This window comes from Magnetospirillum sp., from assembly GCA_027532905.1.
Taxonomy (GTDB): domain Bacteria; phylum Pseudomonadota; class Alphaproteobacteria; order CACIAM-22H2; family CACIAM-22H2; genus Tagaea.
Genome location: JAPZUA010000002.1, coordinates 1015299 through 1031135, shown reverse-complemented (window position 1 = coordinate 1031135; position 15837 = coordinate 1015299). Strand labels below are relative to the sequence as shown.

General features: G+C 63.8%; 15 protein-coding genes, 1 tRNA gene and 2 riboswitches. Of the genes, 4 read left to right on the top strand and 12 right to left on the bottom strand.

Going from position 1 to position 15837, the window contains the following annotated elements; all coding sequences use genetic code 11:
* Positions 1 to 744 carry an ABC transporter permease gene (locus O9320_12925; GenBank protein MCZ8311750.1) on the bottom strand — a complete coding sequence of 248 codons (744 nt, stop codon included), beginning with the start codon at positions 742 to 744 and terminating at the stop codon, positions 1 to 3.
* A complete protein-coding gene (locus tag O9320_12920) occupies positions 744 to 1481 on the bottom strand; it encodes an ABC transporter ATP-binding protein (protein MCZ8311749.1) in 738 nt (245 codons plus the stop codon). Before O9320_12920 ends, O9320_12925 begins: the two co-directional genes overlap by 1 nt.
* A riboswitch (TPP riboswitch) is annotated at positions 1473 to 1568 on the bottom strand. It overlaps the preceding gene by 9 nt.
* Positions 1569 to 1622: 54 nt before the next feature.
* Between O9320_12920 and O9320_12915 the strand changes: the two genes are divergently transcribed.
* The 3 genes from O9320_12915 to O9320_12905 all read left to right on the top strand — a co-directional run bounded on the left by O9320_12915 (position 1623) and on the right by O9320_12905 (position 3375).
* Positions 1623 to 2762, top strand: coding sequence for an acetoin utilization protein AcuC (locus O9320_12915; GenBank protein ID MCZ8311748.1), 1140 nt, complete (start codon positions 1623 to 1625; stop codon positions 2760 to 2762).
* 7 nt (positions 2763 to 2769) lie between these two features.
* Complete coding sequence (locus O9320_12910; protein MCZ8311747.1) at positions 2770 to 3246, top strand: DUF192 domain-containing protein; 477 nt, start codon at positions 2770 to 2772, stop codon at positions 3244 to 3246.
* A 55-nt stretch (positions 3247 to 3301) separates the two neighbouring features.
* Positions 3302 to 3375, top strand: a tRNA-Pro gene (locus O9320_12905).
* 178 nt (positions 3376 to 3553) lie between these two features.
* Here O9320_12905 and O9320_12900 read toward each other — a convergent pair.
* The 3 genes from O9320_12900 to O9320_12890 form a co-directional block, all read right to left on the bottom strand.
* On the bottom strand, positions 3554 to 4327 hold the full coding sequence (locus O9320_12900; GenBank protein ID MCZ8311746.1) for a methyltransferase domain-containing protein: 774 nt from the start codon (positions 4325 to 4327) through the stop codon (positions 3554 to 3556).
* Entirely contained in the window at positions 4324 to 4653 is a 330-nt protein-coding gene (locus O9320_12895; protein MCZ8311745.1) for a hypothetical protein, read from the bottom strand. Before O9320_12895 ends, O9320_12900 begins: the two co-directional genes overlap by 4 nt.
* A 285-nt stretch (positions 4654 to 4938) precedes the next feature.
* A riboswitch (yybP-ykoY riboswitch) is annotated at positions 4939 to 5040 on the top strand.
* A gap of 115 nt (positions 5041 to 5155) precedes the next feature.
* The gene (locus O9320_12890) at positions 5156 to 6868 is read right to left on the bottom strand and encodes an ATP-binding protein (protein MCZ8311744.1); all 1713 of its coding nucleotides are present in this window, start codon (positions 6866 to 6868) and stop codon (positions 5156 to 5158) included.
* A gap of 285 nt (positions 6869 to 7153) precedes the next feature.
* On the opposite strand from O9320_12890, the gene O9320_12885 reads away from it, so the two are divergent.
* Positions 7154 to 8293: an HD domain-containing protein gene (locus tag O9320_12885; protein ID MCZ8311743.1), complete on the top strand. Its 1140-nt coding sequence runs from the start codon at positions 7154 to 7156 to the stop codon at positions 8291 to 8293.
* A gap of 19 nt (positions 8294 to 8312) precedes the next feature.
* Here O9320_12885 and urtE read toward each other — a convergent pair whose 3' ends face one another.
* The 7 genes from urtE to O9320_12850 form a co-directional block, all read right to left on the bottom strand.
* Entirely contained in the window at positions 8313 to 9008 is a 696-nt protein-coding gene (gene urtE, locus O9320_12880; protein ID MCZ8311742.1) for an urea ABC transporter ATP-binding subunit UrtE, read from the bottom strand.
* A complete protein-coding gene (urtD, locus tag O9320_12875; GenBank protein ID MCZ8311741.1) occupies positions 9009 to 9761 on the bottom strand; it encodes an urea ABC transporter ATP-binding protein UrtD in 753 nt (250 codons plus the stop codon).
* Positions 9762 to 9769: 8 nt separating this feature from the next.
* Complete coding sequence (gene urtC / locus O9320_12870; protein ID MCZ8311740.1) at positions 9770 to 10876, bottom strand: urea ABC transporter permease subunit UrtC; 1107 nt, start codon at positions 10874 to 10876, stop codon at positions 9770 to 9772.
* On the bottom strand, positions 10873 to 12525 hold the full coding sequence (urtB, locus tag O9320_12865; GenBank protein MCZ8311739.1) for an urea ABC transporter permease subunit UrtB: 1653 nt from the start codon (positions 12523 to 12525) through the stop codon (positions 10873 to 10875). Before urtB ends, urtC begins: the two co-directional genes overlap by 4 nt.
* 29 nt (positions 12526 to 12554) lie before the next feature.
* Positions 12555 to 13778, bottom strand: a complete 1224-nt coding sequence (gene urtA, locus O9320_12860) for an urea ABC transporter substrate-binding protein (GenBank protein ID MCZ8311738.1) — start codon at positions 13776 to 13778, stop codon at positions 12555 to 12557.
* A 229-nt stretch (positions 13779 to 14007) separates the two neighbouring features.
* A complete protein-coding gene (locus tag O9320_12855; GenBank protein MCZ8311737.1) occupies positions 14008 to 15309 on the bottom strand; it encodes a TRAP transporter large permease in 1302 nt (433 codons plus the stop codon).
* On the bottom strand, positions 15306 to 15821 hold the full coding sequence (locus O9320_12850; GenBank protein MCZ8311736.1) for a TRAP transporter small permease subunit: 516 nt from the start codon (positions 15819 to 15821) through the stop codon (positions 15306 to 15308). Before O9320_12850 ends, O9320_12855 begins: the two co-directional genes overlap by 4 nt.
* Between the last annotated feature and the right edge of the window lie 16 nt (positions 15822 to 15837).

Here is a 15837-nt window from a genome sequence, read left to right as displayed (position 1 = left end):
TCAGACGGTGGATTGGGTCGGCGGCTGCCACGGTGCCAGGCGAAGCGCGAGGCGGTCGACGAGCCGGTAGAACAGGACGGCGAAGGTCGCGAGCACCAGCAGAGCTGCGAACATGAGGTCTGTCTGCATCTGCGCGTTCGCCTGCAGCATCACGAAGCCGAGGCCTGCTGCTGCCCCCACCCATTCGCCGATGATGGCCCCGATGGGGGCGATTGCGGCCGCCATGCGCAGACCCGAAGCGAGGGCGGGCAGAGCGGCGGGCAGGCGCACGCGCCACAGAATGGCGGCGGGTTTTGCGTTCATCACCTGGGCAAGGTCGAGCCAGCCGCGCTCGACGCGCGCAAGCCCGTCGTAGAAGACGGACGCGACGGGGAAGAAGATGACCAAGGCCGCCGCCGCGACTTTCGAGGCAAGACCGAACCCGAGCCAGAGCACCAACAAGGGTGCGATCGCAAAAATCGGGATCGCCTGGCTCGCCACGACGAGCGGCAGCAGCCACGCGCGCGCACCGCGCGACGCACTCAGCGCCAGTGCCGCAAGGCAGCCGAGGCTCACGCCCACGAACATGCCCAGCACGATTTCAAGAAGTGTGACGAGCGCGTTCTCGGCAAGGAAGGACGCGTTGTTGGCCAAAGCGGCGGCAACGCGCATCGGCCCTGGCAGGATGAAGGCCGGCACGCCCGTGACGCGCACCAAAGCTTCCCAGACGACGCAGAACAGGGAAAACAGCAGCAGCGGTCGCATCAGGCCGCCGTCGCTGCGAGTTCGTCGAGCAGGCGGTGCTCGGCTTCGTGCAATGCGCCCGGTGCCAGGCCGCGCGGATGCAAGGGGGCGCCCAAGGCGGCCGGGCGGCCCGCCAGTACCCGCACCGTGTCGCCCATGCGCAATGCCTCGCGCGGATCGTGCGTGACGAGCAGCACCGTGCGGCCTGCGAGTAGCTGCAGGGCAAGATCCTGCAGGCGCCAGCGCGTGATGGCATCGAGGGCGCCGAACGGCTCGTCCATCAGCACGAGCGGCCGGTCTTCCATCAACGTGCGCGCAAGGGCTGCACGCTGGCGCTGCCCGCCGGACAATGTGTTCGGCATCGCGTGCGTCTTATCGGCGAGCCCGACCGCCTCGAGCAGTGCCGCCACGCGCGCGCTGTCGATGCCCGTGCCGCGCAGGCTGGCCCCCAACGCCACATTGGCCGCGACATCGAGCCACGGGCATAGGAGATCGGTCTGCGCCATCCAGGCAACGCGCCCGGCAAGCGGGAAGCCGTCGTCGGCGTTTATCTCCGCGCGTGCGTCATCAGGGGCGAGGCCGGCGATCAAGCGCAGCAGCGTGCTTTTGCCGATCCCCGACGGGCCCAGCAGACACGTGAAGCTTCCGGGTGCCAGATCGAACGACAGATCGTCGAACAGCACGGTCCCGCCGAACGCGACGCGCGCTTGGCGCACATGCAGGCCGAAGCCCGCGACGGCTGGAGAAATCTTGTCCATCTACCGCAATCCCTACGCCGGCATGACCCGGATCAGGTTCTCGGGTGTGATCTCAGCCGAAAAAGCTCGGCACCCCGTGCGAACGGCTCGTTTATAGCGCCCGATTGACGGCGTTTGCAAGCCGCCCTATCTCAACGAGGCATGGATGCGCGCCCTTTTTTCATCGGCTCGGAGATCTATCGGCGCTCGCGCTACGGCTCGAACCATCCGCTGGCGATCCCGCGCGTGTCGACCTGCATCGATCTCGCACGCCTGCTGGGCTGGCTGCCCGACGAGGTCTATATCGACAGCCCGACCGCCACGCCTGCCGAACTCGTCCGCTTCCACGCGCCCGATTACATCGCAGCCCTCCAGGCCGCCGAGGCCGCCCAAGCCGTGTCGGACGAGGATTCGCAGCGCTACAATATCGGGCGCGGCGGGAATCCGGTGTTCGGCGAAATCTTCCGCAGGCCCGCAACCGCGTGCGGGGCTTCGCTTGCCGCCGCCGACATGCTGGCGCAAGGCCGTGCGCGCACGATCTACTCGCCGGCCGGCGGCACGCATCATGGGCAGAAGGCGGCGGCCAGCGGCTTTTGCTATCTGAACGATCCCGTGCTCGCCATTCTGCGGCTGCTCGACCATGGCGTTGCGCGCGTGGCCTATGTCGATCTCGACGCGCACCATTGCGACGGCGTGGAGGCGGCCTTGGGCGACGACCCACGCGTGCTGCTCGCCTCGATCCACGAGGCTGGGCGCTGGCCGCAGACCGGCGCCGTGGATGCCGGGCATGCCGTCAACATCCCGGCCCCGGCAGGCCTCAACGATGCCGAATTCGCGCTGCTGTTCGACGCTTCCTTGCTGCCGCATATCGAAGCGTTCCAGCCGCAGGTATTGGTGGTGCAGGGCGGGGCCGATGCGCTGGCCGACGATCCGCTGTCCAACCTCGCTCTGTCCAACAACGCGCTGTGGCGCGCCGGGGCGGCGTTGCAACGGCTCGGGCTGCCGATGCTGATGACCGGGGGCGGGGGCTACAATCCGTGGAGCGTCGCACGTGCCTGGGTCGGCATGTGGGGAACGTTGAACGGCTTCGAAATTCCCAAGACATTGCCGCCCGCGGCCGAGAGCCTGCTGCGCAGCCTCGATTGGCACCGGCGCAAGGACCAGCCGCGCCCCGAGGCGTGGTTTTCCACGTTGCAGGACGAACCCGCCGAGGGCCCGATCCGCGCGGAAGTTTCGGCCCTTGCCGATGCGGTCAACCGCCATGCCGAGGCGGTTTCGCGCGACCGCAGGCGCATGCTATAGCTTGGCCATGACATTGCAACGCCGCGCACTTCTCGTATTCGGGCTTGCCGCGCTCGCGACTCTGCCGGCCGCCGCACCGGCAGGCGCGCAAGCGCCCAATGTCCGTTTCGAAACCTCGAGCCTCACGATCGAAAGCGACGGCAAGGTCCATCGCTTCACGGTCGAGATGGCCGATAACGACGAGCGCCGCACGGTCGGCCTCATGTTCCGCCGCCAGATGGCGGCCGACGCAGGCATGCTGTTCGATTTCCAGCGCGATGCGCCCGTGTCGATGTGGATGCGCAACACGCTGATCCCGCTCGACATGTTGTTCGTCGATGCGCGCGGCATCGTGCGCAAGGTGCATGCGCGCGCCGTACCCTTGTCCGAGGCCATCATCGCGTCGGACGAGCCAGTGCGCGCCGTGCTCGAACTCAATGGCGGCACGGCCGCGCGGCTCGGCCTCAAGCCGGGCGACCGCCTCGTCCACCCGATGTTCCGCTAGGCCATGTTCCGCTAGCCGCGAGGGCGTGGCATCGTGTACATAGACGGTCCGGTCGCGGAGCGTAGCTCAGCCTGGTAGAGCGCCAGCTTTGGGAGCTGGATGTCGCGAGTTCGAATCCCGCCGCTCCGACCGGGTTTCTCGTATGCAGCCTTCGAAGAAATCAAAAGTTCGCGATAAAGCGAATCTGATTTTCAGGCGCGGAACTAGGAGGGCCTAAGCACTCGCGGATTCGGTCCGCGGCGATCGCGATGAAGTGCGATTTCATCGCTCCCTTTCTAGAGCCTACGCCTGAGCATGGGTCGAGGCGCTACGCCTTACGCTCAAGCGCGAAATAAACCTCGCTGCCAAGCGACGGAAACAAACCGCCAAAAGCCAAGTTGGCGCGCAGCCACAATGACGAATTCTCGAGTCTGCTGCCCTGGCGGCGCATGAAAAATGCGCCGGACATGAAGGCGACGTGCAAACCGGCTTGTTCGGCGAAGCTGTCGATGCGCTCGGGCGACAAGACGCTGACGTGGCCGAAGGGCCGGGCCCGACGGGCAAGGCGCCGTTCGTAGCCAGCGTCGGCTACCAGGCGCGGCATTGTCGGGCTGCCGCCGATCATCGTGCCGCCGAGCGGCAGATAATGCTGGAAGCGCTCCAAGCAGCGTTCGGGCGCATGCAGATGTTCCAGCAGATGCAAAAAGATCATGACGTCGTAGCGCCGCTCAAGATGCGGATCTGCCCCGGCATCGACATTCATGGTGCGAACGTCGTCGTAGCCGACGCGTTCCAGCATCTCGTGTGCAGGCGCGACGTCGATTGCGTCCCACCGCCCGATCAGCTCGGATTTGCGCGCAGGCCCGCCCATAAATGCCAGCATCTGCCCGCGATCGACGCCGATTTCGAGTACCGAAAGCGGCCGCCCCAACTGCGCCGCCTTTTGCTCGAGCAGGTGGCGCATGAACCAGTAGCGAAGATGCTTGAGCGGATAGCGCGTGATTTTCCTTGCGCCGGCTTGGTAAAGCGGGCGCATCGCATCGAGTACGGCGAACGAATCGAGCGACCACGCAGCCGGGAAAAAGAGACGCGCGCCGTTCACGACACTGCCACGACAGGGACGAGGGTGGCCGCAAACACGCTCGAAGCGACCGCATGCGCAAATCGATTGAGGCGAATTGCATTGATGCTCAAGCCAATCAACACGGCGATCAAACCCGTCGTCGCGTGGCACGACGTGATGCCCGACCACATTGCCAAAGCGGCAACTACGCATCCGAAGCCGACATATTGGCGCGCGCGCAGCGACAAACCATAATCGACGAGAACGGCTCTTGCGAAATGATTGCCGGTCAGAATCGCCATTGCGGCAATCGACAGCAACCAAGGCAGCGACGCGTCGAGTGCGCCAATAGAAGCTTCCAACATCTACACCCTGTTCCTGTTCTTAGAGTTCTGCAGAGGACACATTCTTGTCGGGCTTTCATTCAAAAACCGAGAAGCATATGTGGATCGATGTCGAAAGATTCAATACCTCAATTGCGAAATAACACACAATTCCGCAGTTTGATCGCGATCGGCGCTGATGAGGTACCTTCGTTTCTATTTGGCCAACATCTCTGTCCGTTGCTCTGCGTGGCAGCTATCAAGCGCGTGAACTGCAGATGCAACTGAGCTGCTCCTTGACGTCCATGCTGAACATTTGATTTCGAATTTGCCGTCTTTGGGGAGTAGTCGGCGTTCTTTAGAACGCGCCTCCGCCAACATACTTGGCTTGCATAGCCATGGCGACGGCAGCCGTCATTTTGTCCGGCTCACGGCGCCGTCGATCGCCGTCCAAGGCTGCCTTTGCGAACCGACTCAGATGTTTCCCGATGGAGAGATCGGTTCGGATACTCCGCGCGGCCCCTATAGACGGCTGGTACGCGTCTCAGGCGACGACGCGGTCTCTGGGCAGAGATAGCCTGACGGTCGTGCCTTTGCCGAGCGCGCTTTCGAGCGAAAGGCGGCCGCCATGGAGTTCCGCGAAAAGCCGGGCGAGCGGCAAGCCGAGCCCGGTGCTTTCGCGTTTGGGCGTTCGGTCGTCGCGGACCGTCTCGTACGGGTTCAGCACGCGCGCTGCGTCTTCGGGCGCCATGCCAAGGCCCTTGTCGGAGACGGCGAATACGACGCCGCCATCGGCGGCGCGCATCGCGCGAAAGACGACAAGCCGGTCGGCACCTGCGTGTTTCACGGCGTTGACGGCGAGGTTCAGCAGCAGCTGGCGCAGCGTACGCGCGTCGCCTTTCAGCTCAATGGATCCATCGACGTCGCTCGTATCGATCGCGACGCCTGCTGCTGTGGCACGCGCGGCCGAGAGCCGAACGGTCGATTCGACGAGCTCGCCGGCCGAAAATGCCGTTTCGTCGAGCTCCCATTTGCCGGCCTCGACCTTCGCCATATCGAGGATCTGGTTGATGACGGCCAGCAGATGCTGGGCGCTGAAGTGGACGTCGTTTGCGTAGCCGCGATAGCGGTCCGCGACGCCAAGTTTCAGCACGTCGCCTGAAATCATTTCGGAGAAGCCGAGGATCGCATTGAGCGGCGTGCGAATTTCGTGGCTCATCTGCACAAGAAAGTCGGATTTGTTCCGGCTGATTGCCTCGGCCGCCGTTTTTTCGGCATTCGCGGCCGCGAGAATTTGGGCCTCGACTTCGCGCGCGGCCCGCAGTTTCTCGTCGCGTCGGCGAATGAAGGCGCCGAGCCCCAGCAGGAACAAGGTCGCCGCAACGGCGCGTGCGGCAGGCATCGCCGCGCGGCCTTGCCAATCGTCTGCAATTTCCTGGGCGGTCACGCCGATGCGGATCACCAGATCGGTCCCCGGAACCGCAACAATCCTCATTAGATAGTCTTGGTCGTCGACGGGCGAGCGTAGGACCGTTGGCTGCAGCTGTGGGGTGCCGTCTCGAGCCGGCAAGGTCGGCGCGTTGATCAGATCGACTTGCGGATAGCGGGCCAGCAAAACGCCCTCGCGCGTGGCGATCGAGGCGAGCGACGCGTCCGTCAGTTCCAGGAAGGATTCGAAATAGTGCGGATCGACGCGCGCGGCGACCACGCCGGCGAACGCACCGTCGGCCGTTTCGATGCGGCGCGTGATCGGAATGCTGATCTGCAAGCCGGGGCGCGAAACGATCGGCGCGTCGAAACGAAGCCCCGGATCCCGGCTGTCGCGGTGCGCTGCGAAATAGGGCCGGTCGGAAAGGTCCGTCGGCCGCGGGTTGGGGTCGGAGTCGAGGGCGCGAACGCGTCCGTCGGCACCGATGATACCGATGGCCTGGATCGCGTCGGACGCGCTCTTTAGGCGTCCAAGCTGCGAATGGATGCGGTTTCGTGCGCCAACACTTGGCCGTTCGCCGAGAATTGGGACGACATCGATGCTTTGAAGGCTGGTTGCGATCGCTTGCACGACCTGCGCGACGTGCAATGCCGCGACGTTGGCTTGCGACGTGATCCGTCGCTCGGCCGTCGCTTGTGCCGCGTCGCGCATCCCTGTGATTTGGACGGCGGTCGCGAGCCAGATGGCTGCGACGATGCAAACGAGCAGAAAGCTTGGAAGTCCGACCGCGTAATGGATCGGCGCGGCAGCCTGCCGCGCGGGGTTCATGCCCGGCGCAGCCGATCCAGTGCGGTCGTTCGTAGATGTTTGCCCCATGAATGGGACAATGGACCGCGTTTGTTAACATGCCATTAAGAGAAGATGGCTGCGGCTGGCTGCCGCGCCGATTTCGGTAACGAAATGTTAAGCGCCGCGCCCGTAGCTTGAGTGTCGTATCACGCGCGTCCCGTTTGGTTTTCTGGGTCGATAGGTCGGTCAATCCGCAACTGACGGCGGCAAGGTTAAAGTTGCATGCCGCTATGAATTGGTTCCGTTCCGAAAACGAGGTGTTCGATGAATCAAGTTCTCCTTCAGCAGGCAGCACCTAAAGCCGACGCGCTCGACCAGCCGGACTCGTTTTTGCGTGAGTTGCTCGCGATCCACAACCAAATCCTCGAAGCCCTCGGCGCCGACCTGCCGATCCGGCTCGCGATCGCTTTGTACGATACGGATAGCGACGTACTGCACACCTACCAACTCGCCGGGTCCGACGATGCGGGGCTTGCGCACTATGCCGCACGGGTTGCCGACGTGCCGTCGCTTGCTTTTGCCAAGAAGGGCGCGGCGTTGCGCGTTATCGACGACCTGGCGGCCTTCGCCGCGGTCAACTCGCCGCACAACGCTGCCATACTGGCGATGGGTTACCGGGCCAGCTACGCGTGCGCCGTCGAAGACGAGGAAAAGCTGATCGGCATCGTTTTCGTGAATTCGACGGAGCCGGGCTATTTCACGCCCGAGCGGCAGCGCAAAATTGCCCCGTACGTGCACATGGTATCGCTGCTCGTGAAGCTCAAGACGAGCCAGCAGCGCGCCGTGCTTGCGGCCCTCGTGGCAGCGCAGGAGGTCGGCGCCTTCCACGACACCGATACGGCGAACCATCTGCGGCGCATGGCGTATATTGCGCGCCTGATCGCCGACGGCGTTGCGGCAAAGTATGGCCTCACCGACGCCTTCGTCGATCGGCTATTCCGCTTTGCGCCGATGCACGATATCGGCAAGGTCGGCATCGCCGACGCGATATTGCTGAAACCCGGCAAGCTCACCGCCGACGAGTTCGCCACGATCAAGACCCATTCGAATATCGGCGCGGAAATCGTCGCAAAGATCGTCGCCTGTCTGGGGCTCGCCAACATGCCCGGACGCTCGATCCTCGAAAACGTCGTGCGTCTGCACCACGAGCGGCTCGACGGCAGCGGCTATCCGCTGGGGCTTGCGGGCGACGCGATACCGATCGAAGCGCAGATCGTGGCGGTCGCCGACGTGTTCGACGCGCTGACCTCGCGCCGTCCCTACAAGGAGCCGTGGTCGGTCGAGTCGGCGGTCGAGGAGCTACAGCGCATGGCGCCGCTGAAGCTCAATTCCGACTGCGTGGCAGCGCTCGTCGCGGCCTTGCCGAAAGCGCGTGCGATCGTCGAAAATTTCGCGGATCTTTGACGGGTTCGCGCCAGGCGCGTCAAATCGACATGCGGCGGCGGATTTCGGTTTCGTCCATCGTTTCGCGCGTGCCCGCGAGCGACACCTCGCCGCGTTCCATCACGTACCAGCGGTCGGCGAGTTCTTTGGCGAAGTCGAAATACTGCTCGACGAGCAGGATCGCCATGTCGCCGCGGCCGCGCAAATACGAGATCGTGCGGCCGATATCCTTGATGATCGAAGGCTGGATGCCTTCCGTAGGCTCGTCGAGCACCAGCAGGCGCGGGCGCGTGACGAGCGCGCGCGCGATTGCCAATTGCTGCTGCTGGCCGCCCGAGAGATCGCCGCCGCGGCGCGACAGCATGGTTTTGAGGATCGGGAACAGGTCGAATAGCTCGGACGGAATGCTGCGCTCTTTGCGCGGCAGCGGTGCAAAGCCGGTTTCGAGATTCTCCTGGACGGTCAGCATCGCGAAAATCTCTCGGCCCTGCGGCACATAGGCGATGCCCGCGCGCGCGCGCGCGGCGGGCGCCATCGCGTCGATGCGCTTGCCGTCGAACGTGATGCCTCCGCCCGAGATCGGCTGCTGGCCGACGACGGCGCGCAACAGCGAGCTTTTGCCGACCCCGTTGCGGCCAAGCACGCACGAGACCTCGCCGAAATGCGCTTCGATCGACACGCCGCGCAAGGCCTGGGCCGCCCCGTAATGCAGATCGATTTTTTCGACGTTCAGCATCTAGCGCCCCAGATAGACTTCGACGACGCGCTCGTTGGCGGCGACCGCGTCGATGGTGCCCTCGGCCAGAACCGAGCCTTCGTGCAGGCAGGTGACGCGGCAATCGAGGGCGCGCACGAAATGCATATCGTGTTCGACCACCACGACCGTGTGGTCGCGGTTGATCTCGCGCAAGAGCTCGGCCGTGGTTTCGGTTTCAGCGTCGGTCATGCCGGCGACCGGCTCGTCGACGAGCAGCAGCTTCGGGTTTTGCGCCAGCAGCATCGCGATTTCGAGCCATTGCTTCTGGCCGTGCGACAGCTCGCCCGCGAGCTTTTCGGCTTTGTCGGCGAGGCGCACCTTGTCGAGCACGTCGCGGATGCGCTGCGGGGAGATGCGCGCGCGCGTGCCGAACAAAGCACTGAACGGATCGCGGCGACCGGCGAGGGCGAGCAGGATGTTGTCGACGAGCGTGTGGCTCTCGAACACCGTCGGTTTCTGGAATTTGCGGCCGATGCCGAGTTCGGCAATCTCGGCCTCGTCGTGGCGTGTGAGGTCGATCGTCCCGTCGGCAAACAGCACATCGCCGCTGTCGGGTTTCGTTTTGCCCGTGATGACGTCCATCATCGTGGTCTTGCCCGCACCGTTGGGCCCGATGATCGCGCGCATGTCGCCCGCCGCCAGGATCAATGTGAGCGAACGCAGCGCCTTGAAGCCGTCGAACGACACGTTGACGCCGTCGAGATAGAGGAGCGCGTTGGTGCGTTTTTCCATGGGACGCCTCAGCTCCGCTTGCCGCGCTTGGCAGCGAGCTTTTCGATGGCGCCCAGGATGCCCTTGGGCAGCGCGATCGTCACCAGCACGAACAGTCCGCCCAGCACGAACAGCCAATAGGCCGCAAGGCTGCCGGTCGTGAAGAAGGATTTGAGTACGTTGACGACGAAGGCGCCCAGCGCCGCCCCCACAAGCGTGCCGCGCCCGCCGATCGCGACCCACACAACCGCTTCGATCGAGTTGGTCGGCGAGAATTCCGACGGGTTGATGATGCCGACCTGCGGCACGTAGAGCGCTCCCGCAATGCCCGCCAGCACGGCCGACACGACGAAGACGGTGAGCTTGTAATGCTCGACCCGGTAGCCCAGGAACCGCACGCGGCTTTCGGCATCGCGGATGGCGATCAACACCTTGCCGAAGCTCGACGTGACCATGAAGCGCGCGAAGATGTAGGCGGCGGCAAGCGTGAGGAGTGTCGCAAGGAACAGCACGACGCGGGTACTCTGCGCTTGCACATTGAAGCCCAGAATGTCTTTGAAGTCGGTGAGGCCGTTGTTGCCGCCGAAGCCCATGTCGTTGCGGAAGAACGCCAGCAGCAGCGCGAAGGTAAGGGCCTGGGTGATGATCGACAGATACACGCCCGTCACGCGGCTGCGGAACGCAAGCCAGCCGAACACGAAGGCGAGCAGGCCCGGCACCAGCACCACCATCAGCATCGCGTAGAGGAAATTGTCGAAGCCCCACCAGGTGACCGGCAGTTCGGTGAAGTTGAGGAAAACCATGAAGTCGGGCAGGACCGGATGGCCGTAGACGCCGCGCGTGCCGATCTGACGCATCAGATACATGCCCATTGCGTACCCGCCGAGCGCAAAGAAAGCGCCGTGCCCGAGCGACAGGATGCCGCAATAGCCCCACACGAGATCGAGGGCCAACGCCAGGATCGCGTAGGTGAGGTACTTGCCGAGCAGCACCACCGTGCCTGTGCCGATATGGAAAAAGGAATCCGGCGGCACCATCAGATTGGCAACCGGGACCAGCACGGCGAGGGCCGCCAGCAGGGCGAGGAAAATGCGGCCGCGATAGTCCGCCATTTCGAGAAGGCGCGCGAGAATCATTGTTCGACGGCCCGGCCCTTCAAGGCGAACAGTCCGCGCGGGCGCTTTTGGATGAACAGGATCAGCAGGATGAGGATCAGGATCTTGCCGAGCACGGCACCTACGAACGGCTCGAGCACTTTGTTCGCGATGCCGAGCGTGAAGGCGGCGACCAGCGTGCCCCACAGATTGCCGACCCCGCCGAACACCACGACCATGAAGCTGTCGATGATGTAGCTCTGGCCGAGATTGGGGCTCACATTGTCGATCTGGCTCAGAGCCACGCCCGCAAGCCCCGCAATGCCGGAGCCGAGGCCGAACGTCATCGCGTCGACGAAGCCGGTGCGAATGCCCATCGATGCCGCCATGCGCCGGTTCTGCGTGACCGCGCGCATATGCAGGCCCAAAGCGGTTGCCTTCAGCACGGCGAGCAGCAGGAAGAAGACGGCGAAGGTGAAGACGAGGATCCACAAGCGTCCGTAGGTGATCTGCATGCCGATGAAGTCGAACGAGCCGGACATGTAGGAGGGCGCACCCACCTCGCGGTTGGTGGGTCCGAAGGCGGTGCGCACGGCTTGCTGCAGCACGAGGCTCACGCCGAACGTCGCCAGCAGCGTCTCGAGTGGGCGGCCATAGAGGAAGCGGATGATGCCGCGCTCGATCGCGATGCCGATGAGGCCTGTGATGACGAAGGCGAGCGGCAGGGCGATCGGCAAGGACCAGTCGAACAGATGCGGCGCATGCGCACGGATGAGATCCTGCACGACGAAGGTGACATAGGCGCCGATCATGACCATCTCGCCATGCGCCATGTTGATGACGCCCATCACGCCGAACGTGATCGCAAGGCCGATGGCGGCGAGCAGCAGCACGGAACCCAGCGACAGGCCAAACCAGAAGGTCTGGCCCGCCCGACGCAGCTGCTGCGAAAATTCGGCGCGTTTGATTGCGGCTTCGACGGCCTCGCGCAGCGGGCCTTGCGCGTTGTTTAGCGTCTGGCGCAGAAGGCCAATGCCATCCTGGTCGCCGATCTCGCCGATGAAGGCGGCGGCGGCGATGCGCTCGGCCATCGGCGCTTGCGCGTCGGCCAGGAAAATGGCGGCGCGCGCTTCGCGCAAGGCTGCACGCACGCGCGGCACGGATTCGGTTTCGAGCGCCTTGTTGATGGCGGGAAGGGCGGTTGCGTCGCGCGAGCGGAACACGGCTTCGGCTGCAAGCCGCCGCCGCTCGGGATCGGGCGACAGCAAGGTCATCGCACCAAGGGCCGCTTGGCCAAGCCCGCGCAGCCGGTTGTTGAGGCGCACCATGACGGCACCAGCAGGTGCTTCGGCAACCGCTTGGCCGGTGCGCGCATCGCTGCTCTGGCCGGCACGGTCGCGCACGAGGACGAGGCGGCTCGCCGCCACGACGAACAGGCGCCGGTCGAGTAGCGCTTCGAGGACGGCAACGCCGCGCGGGTCGCCCGCGCTCTGCAGGGCCGCGATGCCGGCTTCGGTATCGGGGAAACTGTCGGAAAGGAAACGATCGATCGCCGCGTCGTAGCTTTGCGCGCGGGCGGGTAGGGCGAGCAGGGTCAGAAAAAGCGCAAGCATGGCGAGGAGCCCCGCCATGCTTGCTTTTTTCATGCTGCTTTCGCGCATCACGCCGACCGAGGCTGTGGATCGCTGCATCGGACGACGCGTATGCACGTGAACGCCGATCAGGCGCCGCAGCGGTTCGTGACCATGTTCCAGTTGCCGCACTTGCGGCCAACCCAGTCGCCGATCAGGTCTTTGGAGCCTTCGAGATGCTTCGACCAGGCGTCGCCCGGCACGAGGCCGGCCGTCTGCCATACCACGTCGAACTGCCCGTCTTCGCGCACTTCGCCGATCATCACGGGCTTGGTGATGTGGTGGTTGGGCAGCATTTCGGAAATGCCGCCAGTCAGGTTCGCCTGCTTGATGCCGGGAAGTGCATCGATGACCGCATCGACATCGACGGTCTTCGCCTTCTCGATGGCCTTAATCCACATGTTGAAGCCGATATAGTGGGCTTCCATCGGGTCGTTCGTCACGCGCTTGGGGTTGCGCGTGAAGGCCTGCCAGGCCTTGATGAAGGCTTCGTTGTCGGGATTCTTGACCGACTGGAAGTAGTTCCACGCGGCCAAGTGGCCGAGCAGCGGCTTGGTGTCGATGCCGGCGAGTTCTTCTTCGCCGACCGAGAACGCCACGACCGGAATGTCCGTCGCCTTGACGCCCTGGTTGCCGAGCTCCTTGTAGAACGGCACGTTGGCGTCGCCGTTGATTGTCGAGACGACGGCGGTCTTCTTGCCGGCCGCACCGAACGTCTTGATGCTCGCGACGATCGTCTGCCAGTCGGAATGGCCGAACGGCGTGTAGTTGATCATGATGTCCGAAGCCGCAACGCCCTTCGAGCGCAGATAGGCTTCGAGGATGCGGTTGGTCGTGCGCGGATAGACGTAGTCCGTGCCCGCGAGCACCCAGCGCTTCACTTCGCCGCCGTCCTTCGACATCAGATAGTCGACGGCCGGGATCGCCTGCTGATTGGGGGCGGCACCCGTGTAGAACACGTTGCGCTCGCTCTCTTCGCCCTCGTACTGGACGGGGTAGAAGAGGATGTTGTTGAGTTCTTTGAAGACCGGCAGGACCGACTTGCGGCTCACCGACGTCCAGCAGCCGAACGTGGCCGACACACGGTCGCGCGTGATGAGTTCGCGCGCCTTTTCGGCGAAAAGCGGCCAGTTCGACGCGGGGTCGGTGACCACCGCTTCGAGACGGCGGCCGAGCACGCCGCCCTTCTTGTTCTGCTCTTCGATCAGCATGAGCATGACGTCTTTCAACGTCGTTTCCGAGATCGCCATCGTGCCCGACAGCGAGTGAAGGATGCCGACCTTGATCGGCGCACCCTGCGCACGCACGCCCATGGCTCCGAATTTGAGAATGGCAGCGCTGCCTGCAGCGCTTGCCAGCAAAGTCCGACGCGAAACGCGCATAGTTTTGGCCTCCCCGATTATGTGGAACAGATACCCGGGGCGAGTTCTGCAAGCGACATGCCAGCGAAACGCGCGCTTTGCATGCCCGCAGAACGTGAATTTTGGATAGCGTTGCCTAATTTCTGGGCGACGCGCAGCGAATTGGCGCCGACTTTGCGCCTCAGCTTCCGGGCACGTAGCCGAAGAGTTTGGGGACCGCGAGGACGGTGTCCGGCACGAAGATCATCAACAGCAGCGACGCGATCAGGACCGCGACCCAGGGCCAGATATACTGGATCAGCAGCTTCATCGGCACGCCGGTGATGGCGTTGATCACGAAGAGAAGGACGCCGTAGGGCGGGGTGATCAGCCCGATCATGCAGTTGACCACTGCGACGACGCCGAAATGCACGAGGTCGATCCCGAGCGCTTTCACCGTCGGGATGAAGACGGGGATGATGACGAGGATGATCGTCGATGCGTCGAGAAGGCAGCCCAGCACCAGGAACAGCAGATTGAGCAGCAGCAGGAAAACGACGGGCGATATCTCGACGCCCTTCATCATTTGCTGCACCTGCGCGGGAATATTCTCGGTGGCGACGATGTAGTTGAAGATGAGTGCCGAGCCGATGATCAAACCGACCGATGCGGAGGATTTCACGCTGTCGTGCATGACCGCGCGGATGTTGCTGAAGCTCAGCGCACGGTACAAGAAAACGGCCACGAGGAAGGCATAGGCGGCGGCGATGGCGGCTGCTTCCGTCGGCGTGGTCGCACCGCCATAGATGCCGGCCAGAAGGATGATCGGCATCAGCAGTGCCGGAAACGCTCTTGCCGTCACGGCGGGAATTTCCCGCAGCGGAATCGGCTCTTCGAGCGGCACGTTCATGCGATGCGCCATGTACGTGTTCAGCAGCATCATCGCCGAGCACATGATGAGGCCCGGCAAGATTCCGCCGAGAAAAAGATAGCCGATCGAGGCGTCGGACACGATCGAATAGAGCACCATCGGGATCGAAGGCGGGATAATCGGTCCGACGACGGCCGTCGCGGCCGTGATCGCCGCCGCATACCCCAGCGGGTAGCGGTTGTCCTTGATCATCATGTCGATCGACATTTTGCCCATGCCGACGACGTCGGCGACGGCAGAGCCCGACATGCCGGCGAAGACGAGACTGTTCAGCACGTTCACGTGGCCCATGCCGCCCTTGAGGCGGCCGACGATGGCAAGGCAGAAGACATTGAGCCGGTCCGAAATCGTGCCGGCATTCATGAAGTTCGCCGCGACGATAAAAAGCGGGATCGCGAGGATGACGAAACTGTCGTAGAGCCCCTGGATGATCTGCTCGGCGGCGAGCCCCATGTCCTGACCCTTCACGGCCAGGTAGACGATCGCCGAAACAATCATCGACAACGGGATTGAAGCGCCGATCGTCGCGAGGAGTATCAGCACCGCCAGGCAAGAGAAAAGCGCAAGGCTCATTGCACGTGATATCCGTCTTGGACATCGCGTTTGTCGAGCGCTTCGGGATCCGCACCGCGTGCCACGAGGATTGCGCGCCAGAAATAGCGGATAACCAACATCGCCGCGAAGACGCCGTAGATGCTGAACACGATGTCGAGCCGAATGCCCAGCACGGCACTCCGCTTGATCTGATAGAAGGTGATGTAGCTCCATGTGGCGGGCAGGGCCGCCAGCATGCCGCCGCCGATGGCGATTGCCGACACGATCGCGAAGACGCGCCGGAGATTGCGGCCCACCGCAAAGTAGAGAACGTCGAAGCGGACATGGTCCTTCTCCTGAAGCACGAAGGCCCCGCCCCAGAAAACGACCCAGAGCCAGAGCGTGAGGCACGCTTCGAGCGTCCAAAGTGCGGGCGCATTGAGGACGTAGCGCGACAGAATCTGGATCAGGAATACGACGAAGAGCGCGCCCAGCATGAGTGCTGCAATGTCGTGTGCGAGCACGCGCGCGCGTTGGATCAGCCGTTGCATCTAAACTCCGGCGAGC

Excerpts from the sequence above, each read along its gene's own strand:
- urtA (MCZ8311738.1), bottom strand. The coding sequence starts at position 13,778 with ATGGGCGTGCGTGCGCAGGGTGCGCCGATCAAGGTCGGCATCCTTCAC.
- O9320_12855 (MCZ8311737.1), bottom strand. The coding sequence starts at position 15,309 with ATGAGCCTTGCGCTTTTCTCTTGCCTGGCGGTGCTGATACTCCTCGCG.
- O9320_12920 (MCZ8311749.1), bottom strand. The coding sequence starts at position 1,481 with ATGGACAAGATTTCTCCAGCCGTCGCGGGCTTCGGCCTGCATGTGCGC.
- urtB (MCZ8311739.1), bottom strand. The coding sequence starts at position 12,525 with ATGCAGCGATCCACAGCCTCGGTCGGCGTGATGCGCGAAAGCAGCATG.
- O9320_12925 (MCZ8311750.1), bottom strand. The coding sequence starts at position 744 with ATGCGACCGCTGCTGCTGTTTTCCCTGTTCTGCGTCGTCTGGGAAGCT.
- O9320_12850 (MCZ8311736.1), bottom strand. The coding sequence starts at position 15,821 with ATGCAACGGCTGATCCAACGCGCGCGCGTGCTCGCACACGACATTGCA.
- O9320_12915 (MCZ8311748.1), top strand. The coding sequence starts at position 1,623 with ATGGATGCGCGCCCTTTTTTCATCGGCTCGGAGATCTATCGGCGCTCG.
- urtC (MCZ8311740.1), bottom strand. The coding sequence starts at position 10,876 with ATGATTCTCGCGCGCCTTCTCGAAATGGCGGACTATCGCGGCCGCATT.
- O9320_12885 (MCZ8311743.1), top strand. The coding sequence starts at position 7,154 with ATGAATCAAGTTCTCCTTCAGCAGGCAGCACCTAAAGCCGACGCGCTC.
- urtE (MCZ8311742.1), bottom strand. The coding sequence starts at position 9,008 with ATGCTGAACGTCGAAAAAATCGATCTGCATTACGGGGCGGCCCAGGCC.
- O9320_12895 (MCZ8311745.1), bottom strand. The coding sequence starts at position 4,653 with ATGTTGGAAGCTTCTATTGGCGCACTCGACGCGTCGCTGCCTTGGTTG.
- urtD (MCZ8311741.1), bottom strand. The coding sequence starts at position 9,761 with ATGGAAAAACGCACCAACGCGCTCCTCTATCTCGACGGCGTCAACGTG.
- O9320_12910 (MCZ8311747.1), top strand. The coding sequence starts at position 2,770 with ATGACATTGCAACGCCGCGCACTTCTCGTATTCGGGCTTGCCGCGCTC.
- O9320_12890 (MCZ8311744.1), bottom strand. The coding sequence starts at position 6,868 with ATGAACCCCGCGCGGCAGGCTGCCGCGCCGATCCATTACGCGGTCGGA.